We start from the raw sequence: 22828 nt of genomic DNA, 5'->3' as shown, positions 1-22828 counted from the left end.
CAGGCCACTTGGTGCACTGTTTCGCTGATACTTCCTAGCTTACAACGCGTCGAGCACCACTTGGTGATGCTCTTTGGTTTTGAATTTATCGAAAACTTGGCTAATGGTGCCGTCTTGTTCCACTAAGAAGCTAATACGGTGAATGCCGTCGTATTCCTTACCCATAAATTTTTTCAGTCCCCAAACGCCAAATGCTTCAGCGACGGCGTGATCTTCGTCGCCCAACAAAATGAAATTTAGCGCGTCGCGCTCAGTGAATTTTGCGAGCCGCTTGGGTGCGTCGGGGCTAATCCCTACCGCAATCGTATTCTTCTCGGCTAATGCTTCTTTCTGATCGCGCAGGTTCTGCGCCTGAACAGTACAGCCTGGTGTCATGGCTTTTGGGTAGAAGTACACCAACACGCGGTGTTTTTCGAGTAGCGTATTGAGGGCTACGGGATTACCGTTTTGATCGGGAAGTGTAAATGCGGGGGCTTTGTCGCCTACCTTCAGAGTGTTCATAAGCTTACCTTTTTAGAATGAATAAAAGCGAACGGTGCAAATTATTAACATAAGCAGTACCGATTCACCAGCCTTGGCACCTTGTCATTACTAGCATAGCAACGTAATATTGGGCGCTCATTTTGGGAGGGAGAATTTATGTTAACTGGCAGTATGGTGGCCTTAGTTACGCCGTTTACGCCACAGGGCAATGTGGATTACGCAATTCTTGCCGATTTGGTTGAGTTTCATATTCAACAAGGCACCGATGCGATTGTTTCCGTGGGAACAACGGGCGAATCAACCACCCTCAGCCACGACGAACATGTTGATGTGGTTCGCGCTACGGTTGAAATTGCTGCGGGTCGAATTAAGGTGGTTGCCGGCAATGGCTCGAATGCAACGGCGGAAGCCGTGCAGCTCACAGAGCGCATGAGTGGGCTGGGTATTGACGGATTTTTAAACGTTACGCCGTATTATAATAAACCCAGTGCTGCAGGGCTACTTGCGCACTACCGCGCGGTTACCGAAGCGTCTGACCTCCCTCAGCTTCTCTATAACGTACCGGGCCGCACTTGTTGTGACTTGCAACCTGAATTGGTGGCCAAGCTTGCGGAATTGCCGCGTATTGTTGGTATTAAGGAAGCAACGGGTGACATTAGCCGCGTTCAGCGTATTCAAGAACTTTGTGGCCGCGACTTTATTCAATTAAGTGGTGACGACCCGACCGCATGCGAGTTTTTGCTTGCTGGCGGCCACGGAGTTATCAGTGTGACTGCAAATTTGGTTCCAAAACAAATGAAGCAACTGGTAGACGCTGCCACTCGTGGCGATCGCGCAGGAGCTGAAGCTGCCGATGCGCCGATGCGCGTGCTACACGACGTACTTTTTATTGAAGCGAATCCGATCCCAGTAAAATGGGCGATGGCGAGGTTAGGGTGGCTCGGTGAAGTTTTCCGTTTACCGTTAACGTCTCCGGAACTTGAGAGCCAGAAAGTTATCGAACAGGCATTACAGGCAACTGGCCTACTTCAGGCAGAAGCGGATTAAACGGAGTAGTAATGAAATTTAAGGTAGTTTTTACGGTGCTGACGGCAGCGTTAATGGCAAGCGCATGTTCGAACACTCGAGACGTTGCTGAAGGCGAATTCGATTATGTTAACGCGCAGGTTGCCACGCCGGTAGCGCGCAGTGGTTCACTGCAAGTTGAAGATGCGAACAATCGCTTTGCGGTTCCTGAAATTCCTGCACAACCAGAAGTAGCTCTTGGCGCACAAGTGTCGATTCGTCCTCCACAGCAAGTGATTGCCGCGGCTCCAGGTAGCCGTATTGAAGAAGGCTTGCGTGAATCGCGCGTTTACTTTGATATTGTGGAAGGCATGGAAGACTTAAAAGCGGGCGTGTGGCGGCAAATGATTAGTGTTTTTGACGCTTTTGAGATGGATTACACCCGTAACGAAGAGCGCGGTTTATTGAGCTCCGAACGTTTTCGCACTGAGCTGTACCGTACGAGCCGGCCAGGTTGGCGTAACCGTCTAACGGGCGAGGACATCATTGCCGAAGCCGAATTACAGGTTGAGCTTGAGTTTACCTTAGCGCGGCACGGTCGAAGCGGTGTGCTAGAGGCGCGGGTTATTGAGCCGCAGTTTTATTTAGACGGCGAATTGCAGCCGCTGCCAATGAATTTTGCGCGCAGCTATGAAGCGCGCCTGTTAAACGATGTAAGCTCTGCAATTGCGCGCGCGTACCGTAGCGATCGCGCCGTATTTGCGCGTGCCACCATGGACGTTGAACTCGGAACCACGCGCGCTGGGCAAGCGGCTTATACACTAAGCACTGATTTTGCGACGGCTTGGGTGTTGATGCCGGGTGTATTTTCCGAGCTTAACTTTCGTGTCGACGACTTAAATCAGTCTGAAGGTATGTATTATGTAAGCTACGAGCCCTTTGGTGACCGTGGTTGGTTGCGCCGTTTAGCGTTCTGGAGAAGTCGAGAAAGTACACCGCTGGGTGTGCAAGACGGAACAGAAATGACGTTCAGCGTCGACGAAATTGATGGTGTTGTGTATATCGTGCCACAAATCGACGGTGAAGCGGTGAGTGCTGAAACGCTTGCAGCGTGGTTCCCTTTAGTGTCTGACGCATTTAGCGTTCAGCAAGATCGTTAATAGAGAGTATTATGGAAAAGCAGACTGAACTTTATCGCGGCAAAGCAAAGACTGTCCACACCACAGAAAATCCAGACTATCTTATTTTGGAGTTTCGCGACGACACTTCAGCCTTTGATGGTGAGCGGATTGAGCAACTTGCGCGCAAGGGTATGGTGAACAACCGATTTAACCATTTCATTATGGAGCGGTTAGCTGAGGCAGGAATTCCCACGCAAATGGAAAAACTGCTGTCTGACACTGAATGCTTGGTGAAAAAGCTCGATATGATTCCTGTTGAGTGTGTTGTTCGTAATCGTGCAGCGGGCTCTCTTGTGCGTCGTTTAGGGGTAGCAGAGGGTGCAGAACTTACTCCGCCCACCTTTGAGTTGTTTTTAAAAAATGACGCGCTGCATGACCCTATGGTGAATGAAAGCCATGCCATTGCTTTTGGTTGGGCGAACGCCGAACAATTAGCAGAAATGAAACGACTGACGTTCGCGGTAAATGACGTTTTGAAAGCAATGTTTGACGATGCTGGGATGATCTTGGTGGATTACAAGCTCGAGTTTGGCGTTTTCAAAGGCCAAGTGGTACTGGGCGACGAATTTAGCCCTGACGGCTGCCGTTTGTGGGACAAAGAAACCCTAACAAAACTCGATAAAGATCGGTTTCGTCAAGGTTTAGGTGGCGTTGTTGAAGCCTACGAAGAAGTGGCGCAGCGGCTGGGGCTCGAGTTACCGCCGCGTTAGTTTTGTTCCTTGTTCTTGTTTTGTTCTTCAGAGGCCTTTGTTAAGGCCTCTTGTTTTTTCAGCAGATCAGGCATTTTCATATTGGCAGTTTTTTTCACCAATATAATATTGGACCAAATAATACCGAGCACTAAGGTTATAATTATCACCACACCCCATGTTGGCATGTACTTATCCTTTTGATTGAGTTAATAAAGGGTTGTATTGGTTTACATTGTAAACGTACTGATTCACGTACTGGTCGAGTTGCGCAAGCAGCACCGCCTGCCCCGAAATATTGGCTTGAGCTAAAACAAGCGCAAGTTCACTGCTATTAAATTGAGCAAGGTAAGCGTTAGCAAGCGGCGCATAGCTCCAGTGCCAAGGTTCGGGTGCTACGCCACCTCGGTCGCGGTCATAGGGTTGAAAAAAACCAAAGTTGTGCGCATTCGCTTTGAGCCAACAATACAGAACATTACACGGACCCTGCTGCTCGTATTCCCATGGCTCAAGTTTTAAGGCATGTCGCTCTACAGCATGATGATCATAGATATCTAAGTCTGACCCCCAATGGTGGCGGCTGGTGCCGGGTAATGCCGACCACTGCAAAATAGCGTGCACGCGCTGCGCTTCAGGAAGTGCCATGTAACGTGGATCCTGATGAAACTTTCGCTCCCAAATAGCGTGTTGTTTGGCAAAATCACGAAAGCCGCTGGCACAGTCCATGTGGACGCCCTCAACCGCGGCTGCTTCCTGCATACGCAGGTAGGCTTTCGCACAGTCGCTGCGTAAATAGTGCAGGTCATTAACGCGTGTCCAATCGGCGTGCTCGGTGTTCACGTTCACGCCGTAGATTTGCACATTACGAGGGCTTAAGGTTGACATAACAGTTGCTCAAGCACCTTTTCGTACATGTCCGTAAGATCGACAAGATCGCGATGCCTCACGCATTCGTTCACTTTATGGATGGTTGCATTTACGGGACCTAATTCAATAACTTGTGCGCCTGTTGGAGCGATAAAGCGCCCGTCTGAGGTGCCGCCGGCAGTGGAGAGCGTAGGTGTTTTCCCCGTTACACTTTCAACGGCTACGACAGCTGCATTTAATAATGTGCCTTGGTCGGTTAAGAAGGGCTGGCCGTTGATTTTCCATGTTAAGTCGTAGTCGAGACCATGGCTATTTAATAAGCCGGTAATACGCTCCATGAGCTGCTCAGCTGTTGTTTCCGTGCTAAAGCGTAAATTGAAATTCACATAGGCTTCGCCCGGAATAACGTTGCCCGCACCCGTACCGGCATGAATATCAGAAATTTGAAAGGTAGTAGGTGGAAAAGCGTGGTTACCTTGGTCCCAAATTTCATTGGCTAATGCAGATAAAGCAGGCGCCACCGCATGCACTGGATTCTTTGCTAAGTGCGGATAGGCAACATGACCTTGAATACCGTGCACTGTGAGGGCTCCACTGAGGCTTCCACGGCGACCGTACTTGATCACATCACCGCAGTATTCGGTACTCGAGGGCTCGCCGACAATACACCATGTTATTTTTTCATTGCGCGCCTCGAGGGTGTCGATAACGCGGGTTGTACCGTTAATGAACGGGCCTTCTTCGTCGCTGGTGATCAGCAGCGCTATACTGCCTTGGTGGTTCGGATGTTCGGCGACGAAGCGTTCAATAGCCACCACCATAGCAGCAAGGCTACCTTTCATGTCCGCGGCGCCGCGCCCATAAAGCACGCCGTCAATGTCGGTGGGTTCGAAAGGCGGTGTGTGCCAACGCTCTGCAGGTCCGGCAGGTACTACGTCGGTGTGCCCGGCGAAACAAAATACCGGCCCTTCGCTTCCTCGCCGCGCCCACAAGTTTGTCGTATCTTCAAATACCATGGTTTCGAGGGTAAAACCGAGTGCCTCGAGCCGTTCAGCCATTAAGGTTTGACAACCCGCGTCGCTTGGCGTGACCGAAGGGCGCGCAATAAGTTGACGAGCAAGAGCTACAGTAGGGTGGTTATGCATTAAAAAATTTCCTGATACTCGGCGTCTTTAAAACCCACGTGAATACTGTTGTTGTGCACTAAAACGGGGCGTTTGATCAAGGTTGGATGCGCCTGTAACAAATGCACGGTGCGGGGAAGGGTTAAATCGCCTTTGTCGTCTTCTGGCAGGTTGCGCCACGTGGTGCTGCGCGTGTTCAATAGTTTATCTTTGCCAACCTCAGACAGCCAGTGTTCAAGGGTAACGGCTGCTATGGGGCTTTCGCGTAAGTCGACAAACTCATGTTCTATTTTGTGTTCGGTTAGCCATTTCCGTGCTTTTTTCACGGTGTCGCAATTTTTTATACCAAAAAGCGTGGTCATTGAATTGTCCTCGTAGAATTATTCGGCACCCGCATAAAGGGTAATAGGAAAATGATTTAATGCAGACACTTTACCATAATAAGGTTGCCAACTCAGTTTCGGATAACGTGGAAATGTCATGCTAATTAAGCACGAGCCGGCACCCTGAAATACGTTGGGAGAAAGTGTAAATAGTTGTTCAGGTTGCGCGTTACTGTAGGCGATGGGAAGTGTAGGGGAGTTCGGCCATATCCGTAAGTGAAGCTGTAACACCAATCCTTGAACATGACCAACTAAGGACCAGTCGCGGCGGTCTTCACTTACGTGGCTCACGTCCCACCCGGGCAAGGCCATTATTTTTTGATTACCGGGCGCAAGTACAACGCCTTCCCCCCAAGCGCCAAGTTGCAAGGCAGCGTTGTCGACCTCACTTAAAGGCAGGCATTTACCGGTAACGGGCGAGGGAATTTGGAATCGTTTAAACCATCGTTCAGGTGTTGTAGTTCGTTGCTCCATAAAGACAACCCATTGCTTTGCAATCAAATAAACACCGCCATTTTGCCATGCGTACTGGTGAATGTCTTATTATTTCAAAGTGTTTGTGTTTTTATTCCCAAATTCTGTGGATAACTTTGTGCATTAACTGGTCCAAACGCCATAAAATCATGTTTTATAAAGAATTAGTTATTCTGTTCGGTAATTGAACGGCTGCTGCTTAAATGATCTTTTCTCGGTGAATTAACGAACAATAAGCTATACTGCTCGCTTCACTTCGCGAGCAAAAATGCAATAGAAAAGGGTGGTGCGAGGAATGTGGAAAATTTTAGCGCGGGGTAGGTCTTATCTCAGGCTATGGCCGAAACACGCCGTGGTGGGTAATTTACCTGAGTCGCGGGTTATCCCTATGGTTAAGCTTGGCATACGTTGGTTGCCCGTAGCGGCGCTAGCGAATGCCGGGGTGCAGTGGCAGTACCTCGGTGTTGAATTTCTCCCACAAATTCTTGCTACGTCTTTGTTCATTCTGGTGCTTCCGCTGCAAGGTTATTATTGGCTAGGGAAACGCGCCTACACGGTGTTACCGCCGCCTTTGGCGTCGTGGTTCAATGAGCTGAAAACAAAGTTAAACCAGAGTGGTGAAGACATACGGTTGCCGGGCCATCGGCCTGGGCCTTGTTATGTTGATTTAGCGCGGGTGTTGAATAAAGCCTTGGCGGTGTTACCACCTCACGACTATTGATGGCGCAGCGGTGTTGCAATGCCTTGCTTCGCATTGCAACGAAAAGTACCGCTGCTCAACGTACGTTATAACTCGAAGGTACTCCAAATAGGCGCATGGTCTGAGGGTTTTTCGAGTCCGCGAGCGTCATAATCAATACCAGCGTCAATACAGCGCGCTGCCAACATTGGCGTTGCCAGTATCACGTCGATTCGCAGGCCACGGTTGTCGTCAAAACCACGGGAACGATAGTCAAACCAGCTAAATTGGTCATTGGTTTCAGGGTTTAAATTACGCCAAGTGTCTTCTAAGCCCCATGCGTGCAGTGTTTGAATCCATTCCCGTTCCTCAGGTAGGAAGCTGCACTTACCCGTTTTTAACCAACGCTTACGGTTAACTTCGCCAATACCAATGTCGGCGTCGGTGGTGGAAATGTTAATGTCGCCCATTACAATGACCGGTTTATTTTTGTCTTCATGGGTTTGTAAGTAGTCCATTAAGTCGCTATAGAACTTCTCTTTTGCCGGGAATTTTAATGGATGGTCGCGACTTTCGCCTTGTGGAAAATAGCCATTTAAAACACGAATCTGTTCGCCGCTGTCGCTGGTTACCGTGGCCATGATCATGCGGCGTTGTGCTTCGGGTTCGTCGCTTGGAAAACCATAAGTTACGTTCTCTGCAGGCTTCTTGGTAAGTAAAGCCACACCGTAGTGACCCTTTTGGCCATGAAAATAAACGTGATAGCCCATGGCTTCAACGTCTGCCACGGGAAATTGTTCGTTATGAACTTTTGTTTCTTGTAAACCAATAACGTCGGGTTGGTGCGATTGAATCACCGCTTCAAGTTGCGCTAACCGCGCACGAATGCCGTTAATATTAAAGCTAATGAATTTCATGGTGTTTTCGTCTACTTTGAACGCCTACTGTGAACGTATGCTGTGAAAAGGTAGGGTTATAGTATCACCCTCAAAGTAAAAATGCGCGGCTGGAAAAGTGTCTAAATTTGCGTATACTGGCCGCTTTCTAACGTCAGCGGGTGAAATTTCTTCTCTCGCAAGAAGCTGCTATAGCCATGATACTCGAAGATATTTTTCTTAAGCTCAGTGTGCAATTGAGCACTTACGTAAGACCCTATTTAGCTCAGGTAGCTATGATGGTTGTTGCGACTTTGTTGGTGCTCTACGGAAATGAATTTAATCGCTTGGTGAAACGAAATATTGCCCATTTTAACTTTGCCGTTCGAACACTGATTTTTATTGTGGTGTGTACATTTGGCTATGGCATTTTAATTAGCTTTGTTACGCCACTACTTGCCGACTTACTGCGGCGTATTCCCAGTGCCTATAGTGGTATAGTAGTGATTGCTATCGTTATTGGCTTAGGCCTATTGGCAGAGCGCCGGCGCGTTATATAAGAACACTGTGAAAAGGGTAGTTAAATGACTGATTGGATAGAAGTTCGAGCCGGAGCAAAGGCATTTGCACACATTCAAAAGCATGGTTTGCAGGCCGACCAGGTGTCTATGCTTATGGGCGCTTCGGGCGGGCCAAAATGGTTTGTTTTGCAGGGCATCGATAACTACTTACTCAAAGATTTTTTCCACAACCGTCAAGCGCCGCTCAATTTACTCGGTACCTCCGCCGGAGGTTGGCGTTTCGCTAGTTTTGGTCGACCCGACGCCGAGGCGGCGAGTCGCCTTTTTTGTGAGCTTTATCGTGCTACTGTGTATAGCGACAAGCCAGACGTGAATGAAATTTCGGACAAAGCAGAAGCCTTGCTAACGGAATATGTGCCTGATCAAGCGGTCGAGCAAATTTTGTCGCAACAGGTGTTTCGTCACCATATGATTGTCGTGCGTAGCAAAGGGCTTTCAGCTTCCGAGAAGCCCTTCGTGCAAGGCGCTGGGCTACTCGCAGCAGCCTCAGCAAATACGCTCAAGCGCAAATGGTTGGGGCGGCATTTTGAGCGGGTGGTGTTTTATCATCCTGCAAGCCAGCCTCCAGTGGGTAAAGCATGGAACGATCTACCCACTCGGCATGTGGAGCTGACCCAGCAAAACTTCCGCCAGGCGCTGTTAGCTACCGGTTCTATTCCTATGGTGTTGCGCGGTGTGCGCAACATTGTCGGCGCCCCGCAGGGTATTTATCGTGACGGTGGTGTAACCGACTATCATTTTGACCTCGACCTTTCTGAGCAACAAGGTTTGGTGTTATACCCGCACTTTCAGCGTGAGGTTATACCGGGTTGGTTTGATAAAAAATTAAAACGGAGAACTACGGGGTTAAACTGGCCTAATGTAGTGAATATTGTGCCCAGCCAAGCGTTTATCGACCGTTTACCCTTTGCTAAAATTCCGGACCGCACCGATTTTGCCAATCTCGACGTACAAACTCGCCAAGCCTATTGGCAAACTGCTGTTGACGCGGGTTACGAAATGGCAGAGCAGCTTGCCGATTGGGTCAAAACAGGAGCGATTGCTCAGCGGGTAAAACTTTGGTCTTGAAAGGCGTCGCCAAGCTCAAGATCGCAAATTTGCTCGAAGCGGTCTGCTGCCAGCCGCGAGGCTAAAAGTTCCTCGCGGCTGGTTAGCGCTTGGCTTGCGCGTTGCAATGCTGTAGCCGCTTGTTGGTCGCCAAATATTTGCGCGAGTGTTAGCCAGCAAAACGCATGATACGCACTTTTCGGCACCCCTTTTCCTTGCAGAAACTGAACGCCAAGGTAGTACATGGAGCGGGCATGCCCAAGTAATGCTGCGCGCCGGAAATGACGCGCAGCACTCAAAAGGTTTGCGGCTTTTGCGTCGCGACTTGCCTGCACAAAATGGGCATTAGCAAGCCGCTCACGCTGAGCGGTACTCCATGATTTCACAGTCATGTCCTATTCGTGATGCTTGAGATACACACAACATTGCTACAATAAGGTACTGAACTGACTAAGGATACTCTATAGTATGGTGAGATAGAAGGCACCACCCAGTGAAAAAGCCGTGAGGGGCACCATGAATCATTCCTTAATAGAGCGCGAGTTTGAAACGCTGTTTGCGGCGAGCGATCAAATTAGTCTGTTTGCTTGGGAAAATACCACGGGTTGGCCAATTGTTTACTCAACTGCTAACGCACAAACCATGCTCGGCTACAGCGAAAGCGACTTTAGCGAGCGCCGAATTTGCTTTCTCGACAAAGTGTATGAAGCGGATCGTAATCGGGTAAGCGAAGAAATTAACGCAGCACTGGCCGATCCCAAGGTAAAAAGCTTCACCCACCAAGATTATCGAATGGTCCGCGCAGACGGCGACATTGTTTGGGTGAGTGACACTACAGTGGTAATTCGCGATCATAATGATCAGGTTTTATACCTACTGGGCTATGTACTGGACATTAGCTCGCGCAAGCGGCTCGAGCTGCGCTTACAGTCGGAACGCCGCTATTTAAATCAGGTTATCGATGGCGCGCGATTAGCAAGCTGGAGTTGGGATCGAGAGCACAAACAGGTACGAGTGAATGAACATTGGCTAGCACTGGTTGGCGACTCTGAAGCGCAAGAGCTCATTAGTGAAGCGCAGTGGGACAGGTGGGTACACCCAAATGATCGCGCCATTCGCATGCGCGCACTTGTTCATCATATTGAGCAGAAAACCGAGTTTTATGAAGCGGTTTACCGTATACAAGATGCAAACAATCGCTCATTGTATGTGCTCGATCGCGGGCAAGCGGTAAGTTGCAATGAAAAAGGGGAAGTGACCCGGCTGAGCGGTATTCTCACCGACATTACTCTGCATAAGGAAGCTGAACTTGCGGCACAGCGTAATGCGGAAGTGCGCAATCGAATTTTAGCCAGCGTGTCGCACGAGGTGAGAACTCCGTTACACGGTATTATCGGATTAGCCTCTGTTTTGGCGCGGGAAGTCAAAAATCCAGAACATCAACGCATGCTCCAAACAATCTTACAAAGTGGCGACGATTTAATTCGTGCCATGAGCGATGTGTTAGATATGACGCGTAACGAACATGAACAGGCTCCGATCAACCTTAACGTGTATGAAATCGCTGGCATTGCGCAGCATGTTCGCGACCTATTTACCGAGCGGGCGAACCAGAAAGCACTGCTTTTCGTTTGCGACATTCTGCCTGGTACGCCCGAAAGAGCAATGTTTGATCGAGCGCGCGTGCTGCAGGTATTAATTAACTTGGTGGATAACGCCATAAAATATACTGAACAGGGCTATGTGAGAGTTTATCTAGGATGGAGCGCCCCCTCAGTCGACTCCGAACTTGTGATTCGGGTTGAAGATTCCGGGCGAGGCATTCGTGATATTGAGCGAGTGTGGGAAATGTTTGTCCAAGAACCGGACGAGAGCGCAAGCCGGCAAACTGGAAGTGGGGTTGGGCTGAGTATTGTGAAGAGCCTGATTGAAGCAATGCAGGGGCGCATTGAGGTGGAGTCTGGGGTGGCACAAGGGAGTGTCTTTACTGTGTTCTTGCCGTCGGTAGCGGCCATGCCTACGCACAAAATTTCGACACAGACGGACAACAACGACAAGATCGATTTTATGAGGAACCGTATTGCGCTTGTAGTGGACGACAGTGATGTGAATCAGTTGGTGCTCGGCCAAATGCTAGAGCGGCTGGGGCTCAATTTTGTCAGTGTTTCGAGCGGTGAAGAGGCTTTAAGCTTTTTGTCTAAACACCATGCCGATATTGTCTTTATGGACCTTCGAATGAGCGGTTTGTCGGGTTTTGAAACAACCGAGGCTATCCATGCTGCGCTTGATCCCCCCCCCGTAATAATCGGTTTAACTGCGCAAGCGGTAGCTGAAATTGAAGAGCAGGCTCAGCAGGCAGGTATGACACGCTGTTTAAGCAAGCCTTTTTTATTTTCAGATATTCGCGACGTGATTACTGAGCACTTGGGTTAGTCATCGCTGTCTTTCAGACCCATGCACCGAAACTCTCTTGCTTTATGACGCTCACGAAGTCGAGTTTACCTCCCTAATTAATCGCAGAATTTAAACTGGCTGACTTGATATTACTGAAAGCGAAACTACACTGAAAGGGTAGTTTAACCCCATAAGAAGGACTTACTATGAATAAAATTATATCGTTAGCGCTACTCGCCGCAGGTGTAATTCTGCTTTATTTTGGGTATCAAGAGAAACAATCGGTTGGTTCGCAAGTAAGCGAAGCGATTACTAATCAACCAACGGACAACGCTATTTGGTTTATTATTGCGGGCGTTGTGGCGGTTATTATCGGTGCGGGAGGATTGTTCTTCGCTGGTAGAAAGTAAAACCTTAATTCAGTTATCATGGTGTTTTCTTTTTTGCAGTAGGAAACGCCATGACTCTCTCCTCTTCAACTACAGAACGCTTCAACGGTACCGCCGACTACATTGTTTCAAGTGAGCTTGAATTGGCAGTAAATGCTGCAATTACCTTGGAAAAGCCCTTATTGCTCAAAGGTGAGCCCGGTACCGGTAAAACGAGGTTAGCAGAAGCACTTGCCGAGGCCCTCGATACAGACCTTATACGCTGGCATATTAAGTCCACCACAAAAGCACAGCAAGGCCTCTATGAATATGACGCGGTGTCTCGACTACGCGACAGCCAACTTGGCAGTAACAAAGTACACGACATTGCCAATTACATTCGGCCGGGTAAGTTGTGGCAAGCATTTCATGCCGAAAAGCGGCCCATTTTGTTAATTGATGAAATTGACAAAGCCGACATTGAGTTTCCCAACGATTTATTGCATGAACTCGATCAAATGGAGTTTCATGTTTACGAAACTGGCGAACATATAAAAGCTAAACAACGGCCCATTGTGTTGATTACCTCTAATAATGAAAAGGCCTTACCTGATGCATTTTTACGGCGCTGTTTTTTTCATTACATTCGCTTTCCAAATGAAGAAACGTTGCGGGCTATTGTGCAGGTTTATTTTCCCGACATTCAACAACGGTTGTTAGCTGAGGCACTGGAGGTATTTTTCGCAACCCGAGAGTTGCCGGGCTTAAAGAAAAAGCCCTCCACCTCTGAGTTGTTAGATTGGTTAAGGCTACTGCTGGCGGAAGAGGTGTCAGTGGAATCGATGCAGAGCAGTAAAAGCGGGTTAATGCCGATGTTCGGAGCGCTACTTAAGAATGAGCAAGACGTAGAACTAGTGGAAAAGCTTGCCTTTATGGCGCGTCGTCAGGGGCGCTAATGTTTATTCAATTCTTTTTTACGCTGCGTAAGTTCGGTGTGAACGCTTCTTTAACCGAACTTTTCGACTTAATTGCAGCGCTGGAGCAACATGTTGTGTTTGCCGACACGGATGCATTTTATTTACTGGCACGCACGACCTTGGTGAAAGATGAGCGTGACTATGACCGCTTTGATCGCGCTTTTGCCGCGTATTTTGAGGGCGTAGCTGAAATTGATTTAGCCAATGCTATTCCAGACGAGTGGCTGCGCCGATCGTTACAGCGGGAATTGAGTGACGAAGACAAGGCCCGGTTGCAAGGGGAAGGCGATTTACAGGCTTTAATAGATAAGTTCAAAGAGCGTTTAAAGGAGCAGCAAGAACGTCACGCGGGCGGCAGCAAATGGATTGGTACTGGCGGTAGCTCTCCGTTTGGAGCCTACGGTTACCACCCCGAGGGTATTCGTATTGGCCAAGACGGCTCAAATGCACGGCGAGCAGTAAAAGTTTGGGACAAGCGCGAATTTCGCGACCTCGACGGCGACGAAAACTTAAATAATCGCAGCATTAAGTTGGCGCTGCGTGCGCTCAGAAAATTTGCCCGCACCGGCGCGCTTAATGAACTGGACTTAGCCTCAACAATTGAAGCCACTTCTAAAAAGGCTGGGCTGTTAGACTTAAAGTGGCAAGCGGAGCGACACAATGCGGTGAACGTGCTGATATTGTTCGACGTGGGGGGCTCCATGGACGATTATATTGCCGAGTGTGAAGCCTTATTTAATGCGGCACGGGCGGAGTTCAAACACTTAGAGTTCTATTATTTTCACAACTGTGTGTACGAAGGGGTATGGAAGAATAACAAGCGACGCTTTCAAGAAACCATTCCAACCCAAGAACTGATACAACGGTTTGGCGAAAACTATAAACTTATTTTTGTTGGCGACGCCACCATGGGCCCATACGAAATTGCCTATCCAGGTGGTAGCGTAGAGCATTGGAATGAGGAAGCCGGAGCGGTGTGGATGCAGCGTTTAACCGGCCACTTTCCCCAGCATGTATGGCTCAATCCGCAACCGCAAGAACGTTGGCGTTACTATCCATCCATTCAGTTAATGGCAGAGTTGGTTGACCAACGTATGTTTCCTCTCACGTTAAATGGTATACAGCAGGCTATTCGCGCGCTGCTCTAATACGTTCCACACCTTGGTAAAGTCTTGCGGAACTAAATTCACCCACATGGCTGTCGACTAACCGCCCTTGGTGGTCAAAGAACAAAGTAGTGGGGAGCACATAACTTTCCACTGCTGTTGACAGAGCGCTGCTTGGGTCTAGCAAGACATGCGTAAGCTGTATGTTCTGTTCGGCAAAAAATTGGGTCACCGCAGCCGCGTTTTCGCCTTGGTTTACAGTGACTACCGTTATGTCTTGCCAACGCGCCTCAGCCTCCTGTAGTAAAGGCATTTCCCGCACACAAGGAGGGCACCAAGTCGCCCACATATTGACGATCAGGCCTTGGCCCTGAAAGGCCTCGGCCAGTTGCATGGTTTCACCCGTTAACGCTTGTACTTGCACCATAGGTAAGCGGGGTTCAGTGCCGCGCTGTTGCTGGTAGTAGTCTAGCCCCACATAAACAAAGAGCCCCGCGAAGCTGGCGATTGCCAAAGGGATAAACAGCGGTCGCCGACGCAAAACTTCCCAAATGAGCATGAACGTACCGGCGGCAATACCGACCCATAAATCAAAGCCGCCGTCGCGCACGTTGAGTATTTGCCAAGGTGAAGCTAAGTAGAGGTCGTAATAGCGAATAACAAAACTAAAGCGGGCGACGATGAGCGTTACCGCGAGTACGCGAAAAACAGCGTCGGCAATGGGTAACTTACGCTTTCTGCCCAATAGGCTAGCAAGGAGTAGGGCAACGGCACAGGCGGCAAAAAAGATGATATGAGTAATGGAAAAACCAAAGGAACCAACATTAATCGACATAAACGCTGCACTCGTTACCAAGAGGAAAGCGAAACGTTACCACCATTTCACTCTATTTCTCAAACTTAACCACGCCATTTTTGCCACTTTGTTTGGCCCGGTACATGGCTTCATCGGCGGCATGAATAATGTCGCGGTAGGTAAGTTGCTCAAATTGGTGTGAATGCGCCCAACCGATCGACAGCGACACATTCACTTTCTGCGCAGCGAGGGTCTTATTTACCGTGCGGTACAGTCGGTCAATAATGGATAAAGCCATTGCCTCTTCAACGTCATAAAGAACAAGTGCAAACTCGTCGCCACCAATGCGAGCGAGTAAATCGCAAGAACGGCTGGCGCTCTGCAAGGCTTGCGCGATATGTTGCAGGAGAGCGTCGCCCGCCGCGTGGCCTTCACTGTCATTGACGTGTTTAAAATTGTCGAGATCAATATAGGCAAGGGCAAACGGCTTGTTTCGGCGCTTACCGCGATACGCTATTTTTTCCACCGTTTCTTCTACGGCTTTCATAAACGCACGCCGATTAGCAAGCCCGGTTAAATCGTCGGTTAATGCACGGCTGCGTTCATGCTCAAGTTGCATGCGAATTTTTTGCTCGGTTTTAGTGCGCTCACTGTTATCGCGAACAATGGCAACGGCAAGGCATTCGTTGTCGAGTTCGAGTGGGCTAATGGTAATGTCGACCGGAAAGTGCGTTTGGTCTTTTCTTAAACCAAGAAAGCGTAGCCCTTGCCCCATAGGGCGCGGAGACGGGTTGGTGAAAAAACGACGGACATGATGGACATGGCTCATGCGCATCGACTCGGGAATAATGACATCAAGAGACTGCCCGTTGAGGCCATCAGCAGCATAACCAAACATGCGCGTGGCCGAGTTATTCGCCAACTCAATAATGCCTTTTTCGCTGACCACCATTGCGCCATCGGGAATGGTATTCAGAAACTGAGCGTAGTGCCGATGTAAGTTCACAGGTGTCTCCTTCGTGGGGCATGAATTTACCCTATAAAGGAATACAAAGAATCAAATTTAGTGCGCTCCATTGATATGGATCAAGGCCTACCCAAAAGGAGTACAGAGAGGGGTATGCCGTGTGTTATAGTCGCGTTAGAACTGATTTTTGTTAAGGAATTGTGTTTGCTATGCGCCGTAATTTGCCCGTAACTCAAAAAGAATATGTGCTTTCACCGCAAGATCGATTGATTTCCGCCACCGACAAACGTGGTGTGATTACCTATTTTAATGAGCGTTTTCGCGAAGTCAGCGGGTATGAACCGGAAGAATTACAGGGTGCTCCGCACAACTTAATTCGACACCCAGATATGCCAGCCGCTGCGTTTAAAGATATGTGGGACACCTTACGCAGCGGTCAACCGTGGATGGGATTGGTTAAAAACCGGCGGAAAAATGGCGACCATTATTGGGTGAGTGCTTATGTAACCCCTATTTATGAAAATGGCGAACTCAGTGGCTACGAGTCGGTTCGGGTTGCTCCAGAGGCTGACCAAAAAGAGCGCGCAATGAACTTGTACACGCGTATTAACGAGGGTAAATCCGCACAATCGAAATTAGAATCGGTTGGCCGTTGGTTGGTGAATTTGTTGCCAGTGTGGGGCACGACTTTGCTGGTGGCGGTTTTAATGCTGTTACTGCAACAGCCGTTATGGGGTGCATTGGTGATGGCCTCAGCGGTTGTGGGTATGGTGGTGCAACGACAGCTTCAAACGAAAGCCTATAACGACATTAAATCGCTGCGCCCGCAGGCGTTCGCAAACCCACTTATTGCGGAAACCTACAGCCCTCACCGCGGTGCGCGAGCGCAACTTGAAATGGTGCTACGAAGTGAAGAAGCACGCGCGCGTACCGGTTTTACCCGCATAGAAGACGCCGCCAGTGGTTTGCACGACGTGGTAGCGCTAACGAGACAGCAAGCTGAGTCAAGCAGTAGTGTGGTTGATCAGCAAAACGCTGCGACCCAGCAAACGGCGTCTGCAATTAATGAGATGTCGGCTTCTATTCAGGAGGTTTCTGACAGCGTCGAGTCAAACGCCCGACGTGCAGAAGATGCTGCTGAGAATGTTGATGAAAGTTCGAAACTTGCGGCGCAGGCTTTGGTGGCCATTAATGCATTAAGTGAGTCGGTGCAATCTATTGTGACGACGGTTAAAGAGCTTGCCGATTCTACAAATTCTATTGGTGAAGCTGCGGATATTATTGCTACTATCGCTGATCAAACCAATCTACTGGCGCTCAATGCCGCGATTGAGGCAGCTCGAGCGGGCGAGCATGGCCGCGGTTTTAGCGTGGTGGCCGATGAAGTGCGCAATCTCGCCTCGAAAACACAACAGTCTACTGATCGGATACATGGCATTATTGATCAACTTCGCGACCGTGCGGCTAATGCAGTTCGTGTTTCGTCTGAAGGTGAAGCAGCCGCTCAGCGTGGCGTAGAAATGGTGCGTGCTACCGATGAAGCGTTGCAAGAAATTAGAAATGCCGTGTCTTCTATTAGCGACTCGACCATTCAAATGTCCTCGGCAGTGGAAGAACAAAGCAACGTTGCGGAACATATTAATCAGCAAATTACCGACATTGCCGACGGCGCTGGCCATGCGCAACAAAATGCCAACAATACTTATGAAGCAAGCATTAAGCTAGAAGAAACAACGAATTATTTGTATGCCTTGATTCAGCGATTTGCTGCAAATAAATCGTGATTTTTTTGGTAAAGCACTGCTAACCTAGAGCTGTAGGTATTGAAAAATTACAGTTTGTTTTCGTTTGATTTGTTTTCGTTCGAGAGGGTGTGCTGGGTTGTGCAAAGGCTAATGTTAGGTCGACTTTACAGTTATCAAACGTTGCAGAGAAGCAGCGGAATTGCCGCTGTGCTCGCCATGTTAACCTTTGCTTCTGCGCTGTGGTCGCCCGCGCAGGCAGACCATTACCAAGCCGACGTACCGCCTTTAAGTGAATATTTCAAAGAAGTGTGGACCACCCGCGACGACTTACCGCACAACACAGTAAACGACATTGCCCAGACTGCCGATGGTTACTTGTGGTTTGCAACGTGGGAAGGGGTAGCGCGGTATAACGGTAGAAACTTCCGTATTTTCGAGCGCGATACGCATACTCAATTTGCCGACTCGGGCATTCATTCCTTGTCAATGACCACCAGCGGTCAGCTTATTGCAGCAGGCGCGCGTGGCGGCGTTTCGTACCAAGAAGGTGAGCATTGGTATGCTCTTGAGTCTTTGCCGGCACTGGTCACTTCGGTGGTGAGCAGTACAGAAAACGAATACTGGATCAGCACACAAGGTGCGGGCGTGTATTTTATTCGCTCACAACCGAACGGTGAACATCAAGGTGTTCGTTTCTCTATTTTTACAGAGGCGCAGGCCGATAGTGTATTTCGGGTGCGTAGAGCGGGTGAATATGGTTTGGTAGCGGGCACGGCCAACGGGGTATTTGCATTAGCGCCAGAGGATATGGAACAGCCCAACGAGAACAGTGCGTGGCAGCGACTGCCGGGAACTGAAGCATTGGCGGGAGTGGAAGTTCAAGATTTACTCTGGGCGCATGAGCATGAGCTATATCTAGCCACCGTAAATGGGCTATTTGTGTGGCAACAAGGGGTTTTACGCGGCCCGCTGCATGGCACAGACAATATGCGTTTAACTCGAATACTACTGGACCATGCCGGCGCATTGTGGCTCGGTAGCCAAGACCGTGGATTATTGAGAGTGAGTCGAAATGGGCTTGAGCACTACTCTGTTGCTCAAGGTCTACCCAATAACCGCGTGGTGTCGCTGTTCGAAGATCGCGAGTTAAGCGTGTGGGTGGGCACCAACAGTGGCTTGGTACGCTTGCGCAGTGCACCCTTTAAAAGTTACACACAAGCAGAGGGGCTTTCCGACAACTTTGTACGCGGGCTCGCTCGGTATTCGCAAGGTGGCGCATTGGTGGCTACAAGCCGCGGGTTAAACCGTCTGGTAAACGAGCGAGTGTTGCCTTTTCTGGAGGAAACTGAGCTAGCGTCGATGTCGTTTTTAAGCGTTGCCGAAGCGAATGACGGTACTTTGTGGTTCGGTACCATAAGTGACGGCGCTTATGCGTATAGAAGCGGGATTGTTCAGCGCTTGGGGCGCAGCGAAGGATTACCCGACAACGGTGTACGTAGCATTGAACCGACCCAAAATGGCGACGTGTGGTTTGCTACTGCGCTTGGTATTGCGGTGTATAACGGCGACAAGCTGCAGACGTTCACAAAAGAAGACGGCTTAGCGAGTGACTTTGTAATGGTCATTCATGAAGCTACTGATGGCGTTATATGGGTCGGTACCGGCGACGGTGTGACTCAAATAGTGAAAAACAGCGACGGAAGTTACCAATTAAAATCGACCAATTTAGAGCACATTTCGGGTGCCCAGTATGTATTTGGATTTCATGAGTGTCCGCAGTCCGGCAACATGTGGATGGCGACAGATAGAGGGCTCATTCGCTACCGCCAAACTGACAGTTTATGGAGCGGTGTGGGGCGCACACATGGTTTAAACCAAGACAAGTTTTTTGAAATTGTAGAAGACTCCTACGGTTACTTTTGGTTAAGTAGTAATCGCGGCGTGATGCGTATTGTTAAACAAGAAGCTCAGCGTGCTGCCGACGGCGAAGCGCTACAACTGGTTATTGAACGTTTTGGTGAAAGTGACGGAATGGCAAGTGCGCAGGCGAATGGCGGCGCTGGGCCTGCGGCTTTACTCGGCAATGAAGACAACGTTTTGTTCGCTACCTCGCGCGGTGTTGCAGTCATTAATTCCGCGGAAGTTGAGCGCTTCGACGTGTTTCGCCCACCTGTGGTTATTGAACATGTTGTGGTGGATGGGGAACGGGTAAGTTTGCAGCCTCATTTGCAACTTAATGCGGGTACACAACGGGTTGAGTTTCAGTTTGCAGGGCTCGGTTATGTAATGCCACAGCGCATTCAATACCGCACAAAATTGCAAGGCTTCGACTCAGACTGGATAGAACGCGGTACGCAGATTTCGGCGGAATATACAAACTTAGCGCCGGGCGATTATCGCTTTTCTGTAGAAGCTTATTATCCGAACGCGGTCGACCGTGCCAGTATTACTCATGTGGCTTTTACTATTGAATCGTTTTTTTGGCAAACCAAGCTGTTTTGGCTCGTAATCGTTTTTTGTTTGCTCCTTATTCTCGTTTTTGCTTTTCGTTGGCGGTTAGGCACACTCGAGCGCTCGGAAGCTCGACTACGCATGCAGGTTGCGGAGAAAACTCAAGAGCTCGAACGCTTGGCTATGGAGGATCAGCTTACTGGCTTACCAAATCGCAGGGCATTCGACGCGCGTTTACGGCTGGAATTTGAGCGTTCACAACGCTATAGCCATGGGCTTTGTTTAGCCATTCTTGATGTTGATCATTTTAAACGCATAAATGATCACTGGTCGCATGAAACCGGTGATAGAGTGTTGATTCGACTTGGTGAAATTTTGCAAAGCGCGGGTCGAGAAATTGATTCAGTAGCGCGTTGGGGTGGAGAGGAATTTGTGCTGCTACTGCCAGAAACCTCACTAGAAAATGCACTTATGGTTTGTGAACGGTTGCGTAAAGCCATAGCGCAAACCGACTGCTCTGACATTGCGGCCGGACTCTCGCTTACCGTAAGTATTGGGGTTGCGAGTAGTCAGGGCTTGAGCCACTTCGAAAAATTATTGTCCAAAGCCGACGCGGCGCTTTATCGGGCCAAAGAAGCTGGGCGCAATCAGGTGAAAAGTTAACCATGAATGCAAATATTAGTGCAGAACAGGTTTTTAGAGAGCTTGCCGACGTGCTGGTTTACAGTGGCAACAATGACTTTTACCTTGCGCTTATTCAAGCCCTTGAGCGGTTATTACAGGTGGATCATGTGGTGCTGGCGGAGATTTCGCCGGGTGGCTACGAAGCACGAACATTAGCTGTCACTTCGCATGGTAAAACCATTTCAAACTTTAATTATCCGCTACACGGAACCCCTTGTGAGAATGTAGTAGGCGAAGGTTTTTGTTTATTTAACGGCGGAGTGGTTGAACAGTTCCCTAAAGACGATTTACTCAAAGAGCTCAAGGTTGAGAGTTATTTAGGCATGCCTATTCTCACGAGCGACGGCACGGCGATTGGTATTTTGTCTATTTTGCAAGACTCAAAAATGACTTGGCCGGAGCTTGGGCGCGAAGTTATTCGCATTGCAGTGTCGCAAATTGGCGCTGAAATGGAGCGCAAGAATAACGAGAAGCGCATTGAGCAGCTCGCCTATCAAGACCCCCTTACTCAACTGCCAAACCGAACGGCATTGCAGGAGCGCATTAACCAGGCGGTGAGTGCCAGTTATCGCACGCAAACGGGTGTGGGGGTTTGTATAATTGACTTGCGTCGGTTTAAAGAAATTAACGACATGCACGGTCACGAAGCAGGCGACTTGCTCTTGAAGGCGGTGTCGGCACGGATGGCCAATTTGCTAGGCGACCAATTATTTTTGGCACGTCAGTCGAGTGACGAATTTACTGTGGTTAGCACGAATACAGACACCAATGGTTTGGCGCAACTCGTGCACCGTATTCATGAGTGTTTTGTCGACCCCTTTGGCATTGGTCGGCGGCGTTTCCAGGTCGAGGTAAACATTGGCGCAGCCTTGTTTCCTCACGACAGCGATACTGCCTCGGAATTGTTTCAACATGCCAGTATTGCTCTCGACGAAGCGAAGCTCTCGGGCTTGAAAGAATGCATTTATAATGCCTCGATGGCGGAGAAGCTGAATCGTGCGCATGCCATTCACGCGCGTTTAATAGAAGCAATTCGTGGCGGAACTTTAAGCTTAGCCTTTCAGCCTCAATTCGACACCCGCACAGGGCGGCTGCATGGGGCCGAAGCATTGTGCCGCTGGCAGGACGAAGAGCTTGGTTTCGTTAGCCCTGCTGAATTTATTCCCATAGCAGAAGAACGTGGCCTTATTCGCGAACTCGACGCTTTGGTGGTGCAAAAAGCTGTTCAGCAGCTTGAAGATTGGCACCAACGTGGGCTTTCATTTCCCGGCCGAATATCTGTGAATCTCTCTGCGCACCATTTTGAGGGTATCGATTTAGTAGCCGAACTCGAACGTTATACAAAAAGTGTTGGGCCCGCCGTGTTTACCTTAGAACTCACTGAGAGTGCGATGATGCGTAATCCAGAGCAAGCGCTTTATTTAACAGATCGACTTAGAGAAAAAGGGTTTGATATTGCACTTGACGACTTCGGTACGGGCTATTCGTCCTTCGCTTATTTGCAGCGGCTGGACTTACAAACACTGAAGATTGACCGGTCGTTTATTACGGATATTGTTGATAATGAACAAAATCAGTCCATTGTATCGGCGATTATAGCGATGGCGAAAAGTATGGGTATGGCAGTGGTTGCAGAGGGTGTTGAAACCCAAGAACAAACAGAGATTTTGCAAACACTGGGCTGCCAGTTTGTGCAAGGTTTTTATTTTGGTAAGCCGGTTTCGGGAGCAGAATTCGAACGTTTATGGTTAACGGAAAAGGTGTCTGAGCAAGGGGTATTGCTGTGAATTTAGTCGGTTTGTTATTGCTTGTTGCTCTACCTGTTGCCGTTGTAGCGCTGCTTGCGTTTTGGTTAATTAACGGTATTCGGAAAGCAGAAACTGTGCGCCAGCGTGAATATACAGAGCAAAAGAACAAGAGAGAGTAAAAAAGTAAGTAAAGAACGTTAACGC

The 22828-nt window shown here is 49.1% G+C and carries 24 protein-coding genes; 14 read left to right on the top strand and 10 right to left on the bottom strand.

The window, feature by feature from the left end:
* Positions 1-39: 39 nt before the first annotated feature.
* Positions 40-501 (bottom strand): thioredoxin-dependent thiol peroxidase, encoded by a 462-nt coding sequence (gene bcp / locus DQW12_RS02170; RefSeq protein WP_113906115.1) that lies wholly within the window; start codon positions 499-501, stop codon positions 40-42.
* Positions 502-639: 138 nt separating this feature from the next.
* Between bcp and dapA the strand changes: the two genes are divergently transcribed.
* The 3 genes from dapA to purC are packed head-to-tail and all read left to right on the top strand — an operon-like array spanning position 640 to position 3379.
* Positions 640-1530, top strand: coding sequence for a 4-hydroxy-tetrahydrodipicolinate synthase (gene dapA / locus DQW12_RS02165; RefSeq protein WP_113906113.1), 891 nt, complete (start codon positions 640-642; stop codon positions 1528-1530).
* Positions 1531-1541: 11 nt separating this feature from the next.
* Positions 1542-2648: an NlpB/DapX family lipoprotein gene (bamC, locus tag DQW12_RS02160; RefSeq protein WP_113906111.1), complete on the top strand. Its 1107-nt coding sequence runs from the start codon at positions 1542-1544 to the stop codon at positions 2646-2648.
* Between the two features lie 11 nt (positions 2649-2659).
* Entirely contained in the window at positions 2660-3379 is a 720-nt protein-coding gene (gene purC / locus DQW12_RS02155) for a phosphoribosylaminoimidazolesuccinocarboxamide synthase (protein WP_113906109.1), read from the top strand.
* On the opposite strand, the gene DQW12_RS02150 is transcribed toward purC, so the two are convergent.
* From DQW12_RS02150 to DQW12_RS02130, 5 genes are read right to left on the bottom strand one after another with little or no spacing between them, the layout of a single operon-like run.
* A complete protein-coding gene (locus DQW12_RS02150; RefSeq protein ID WP_113906108.1) occupies positions 3376-3546 on the bottom strand; it encodes a DUF2897 family protein in 171 nt (56 codons plus the stop codon). The genes purC and DQW12_RS02150 overlap by 4 nt on opposite strands.
* A 4-nt stretch (positions 3547-3550) precedes the next feature.
* Positions 3551-4243, bottom strand: a complete 693-nt coding sequence (locus DQW12_RS02145) for a M15 family metallopeptidase (RefSeq protein WP_113906106.1) — start codon at positions 4241-4243, stop codon at positions 3551-3553.
* Entirely contained in the window at positions 4231-5370 is a 1140-nt protein-coding gene (dapE, locus tag DQW12_RS02140) for a succinyl-diaminopimelate desuccinylase (RefSeq protein ID WP_113906105.1), read from the bottom strand. The genes DQW12_RS02145 and dapE overlap by 13 nt, the downstream gene beginning before the upstream one ends.
* On the bottom strand, positions 5370-5711 hold the full coding sequence (locus DQW12_RS02135; protein WP_113906103.1) for an arsenate reductase: 342 nt from the start codon (positions 5709-5711) through the stop codon (positions 5370-5372). Before DQW12_RS02135 ends, dapE begins: the two co-directional genes overlap by 1 nt.
* An 18-nt stretch (positions 5712-5729) precedes the next feature.
* Positions 5730-6206, bottom strand: coding sequence for a hypothetical protein (locus DQW12_RS02130; protein WP_113906101.1), 477 nt, complete (start codon positions 6204-6206; stop codon positions 5730-5732).
* Between the two features lie 295 nt (positions 6207-6501).
* On the opposite strand from DQW12_RS02130, the gene yfbV reads away from it, so the two are divergent.
* Positions 6502-6927, top strand: coding sequence for a terminus macrodomain insulation protein YfbV (yfbV, locus tag DQW12_RS02125; RefSeq protein WP_113906099.1), 426 nt, complete (start codon positions 6502-6504; stop codon positions 6925-6927).
* A 65-nt stretch (positions 6928-6992) separates the two neighbouring features.
* On the opposite strand, the gene xthA is transcribed toward yfbV, so the two are convergent.
* Complete coding sequence (gene xthA, locus DQW12_RS02120; RefSeq protein ID WP_113906098.1) at positions 6993-7802, bottom strand: exodeoxyribonuclease III; 810 nt, start codon at positions 7800-7802, stop codon at positions 6993-6995.
* A gap of 176 nt (positions 7803-7978) precedes the next feature.
* Between xthA and DQW12_RS02115 the strand changes: the two genes are divergently transcribed.
* Positions 7979-8320: a DUF3392 family protein gene (locus tag DQW12_RS02115; protein ID WP_113906096.1), complete on the top strand. Its 342-nt coding sequence runs from the start codon at positions 7979-7981 to the stop codon at positions 8318-8320.
* 24 nt (positions 8321-8344) lie between these two features.
* Entirely contained in the window at positions 8345-9409 is a 1065-nt protein-coding gene (locus tag DQW12_RS02110; RefSeq protein WP_113906094.1) for an alpha/beta hydrolase, read from the top strand.
* Here DQW12_RS02110 and DQW12_RS02105 read toward each other — a convergent pair.
* On the bottom strand, positions 9385-9780 hold the full coding sequence (locus DQW12_RS02105; protein ID WP_113906092.1) for an SEL1-like repeat protein: 396 nt from the start codon (positions 9778-9780) through the stop codon (positions 9385-9387). The two genes, DQW12_RS02110 and DQW12_RS02105, sit on opposite strands and share 25 nt — an antisense overlap.
* A 124-nt stretch (positions 9781-9904) precedes the next feature.
* On the opposite strand from DQW12_RS02105, the gene DQW12_RS02100 reads away from it, so the two are divergent.
* From DQW12_RS02100 to DQW12_RS02085, 4 genes are all read left to right on the top strand, one after another.
* Entirely contained in the window at positions 9905-11821 is a 1917-nt protein-coding gene (locus tag DQW12_RS02100) for a PAS domain-containing protein (protein ID WP_113906091.1), read from the top strand.
* A gap of 167 nt (positions 11822-11988) precedes the next feature.
* The gene (locus DQW12_RS02095; RefSeq protein ID WP_113906089.1) at positions 11989-12192 is read left to right on the top strand and encodes a DUF3185 family protein; all 204 of its coding nucleotides are present in this window, start codon (positions 11989-11991) and stop codon (positions 12190-12192) included.
* 50 nt (positions 12193-12242) lie between these two features.
* On the top strand, positions 12243-13106 hold the full coding sequence (locus DQW12_RS02090; protein ID WP_113906087.1) for an AAA family ATPase: 864 nt from the start codon (positions 12243-12245) through the stop codon (positions 13104-13106).
* Entirely contained in the window at positions 13106-14275 is a 1170-nt protein-coding gene (locus DQW12_RS02085; protein ID WP_113906085.1) for a vWA domain-containing protein, read from the top strand. The genes DQW12_RS02090 and DQW12_RS02085 overlap by 1 nt, the downstream gene beginning before the upstream one ends.
* Here DQW12_RS02085 and DQW12_RS02080 read toward each other — a convergent pair.
* Positions 14256-15068, bottom strand: a complete 813-nt coding sequence (locus DQW12_RS02080) for a TlpA disulfide reductase family protein (protein ID WP_113906083.1) — start codon at positions 15066-15068, stop codon at positions 14256-14258. The two genes, DQW12_RS02085 and DQW12_RS02080, sit on opposite strands and share 20 nt — an antisense overlap.
* Before the next feature lie 52 nt (positions 15069-15120).
* The gene (locus DQW12_RS02075) at positions 15121-16035 is read right to left on the bottom strand and encodes a sensor domain-containing diguanylate cyclase (RefSeq protein WP_113906082.1); all 915 of its coding nucleotides are present in this window, start codon (positions 16033-16035) and stop codon (positions 15121-15123) included.
* 170 nt (positions 16036-16205) lie between these two features.
* Here DQW12_RS02075 and DQW12_RS02070 point away from each other — a divergent pair, with 170 nt between their 5' ends.
* The 4 genes from DQW12_RS02070 (at position 16206) to DQW12_RS13435 (ending at position 22803) form a co-directional block, all read left to right on the top strand.
* A complete protein-coding gene (locus DQW12_RS02070; RefSeq protein ID WP_113906080.1) occupies positions 16206-17780 on the top strand; it encodes a methyl-accepting chemotaxis protein in 1575 nt (524 codons plus the stop codon).
* A 111-nt stretch (positions 17781-17891) separates the two neighbouring features.
* Positions 17892-20855 carry a ligand-binding sensor domain-containing diguanylate cyclase gene (locus DQW12_RS02065; protein ID WP_113906078.1) on the top strand — a complete coding sequence of 988 codons (2964 nt, stop codon included), beginning with the start codon at positions 17892-17894 and terminating at the stop codon, positions 20853-20855.
* A gap of 2 nt (positions 20856-20857) precedes the next feature.
* Positions 20858-22663 (top strand): sensor domain-containing phosphodiesterase, encoded by a 1806-nt coding sequence (locus DQW12_RS02060; RefSeq protein WP_113906076.1) that lies wholly within the window; start codon positions 20858-20860, stop codon positions 22661-22663.
* On the top strand, positions 22660-22803 hold the full coding sequence (locus tag DQW12_RS13435) for a hypothetical protein (protein WP_157957824.1): 144 nt from the start codon (positions 22660-22662) through the stop codon (positions 22801-22803). The genes DQW12_RS02060 and DQW12_RS13435 overlap by 4 nt, the downstream gene beginning before the upstream one ends.
* The last annotated feature ends 25 nt before the right edge of the window (positions 22804-22828 follow it).

The organism is Aliidiomarina celeris, from assembly GCF_003316875.1.
Taxonomy (GTDB): Bacteria; Pseudomonadota; Gammaproteobacteria; order Enterobacterales; family Alteromonadaceae; genus Aliidiomarina; species Aliidiomarina celeris.
The sequence above is the reverse complement of the archived record's forward strand: the minus strand, read 5'-3'. Positions and strand labels throughout refer to the sequence as shown.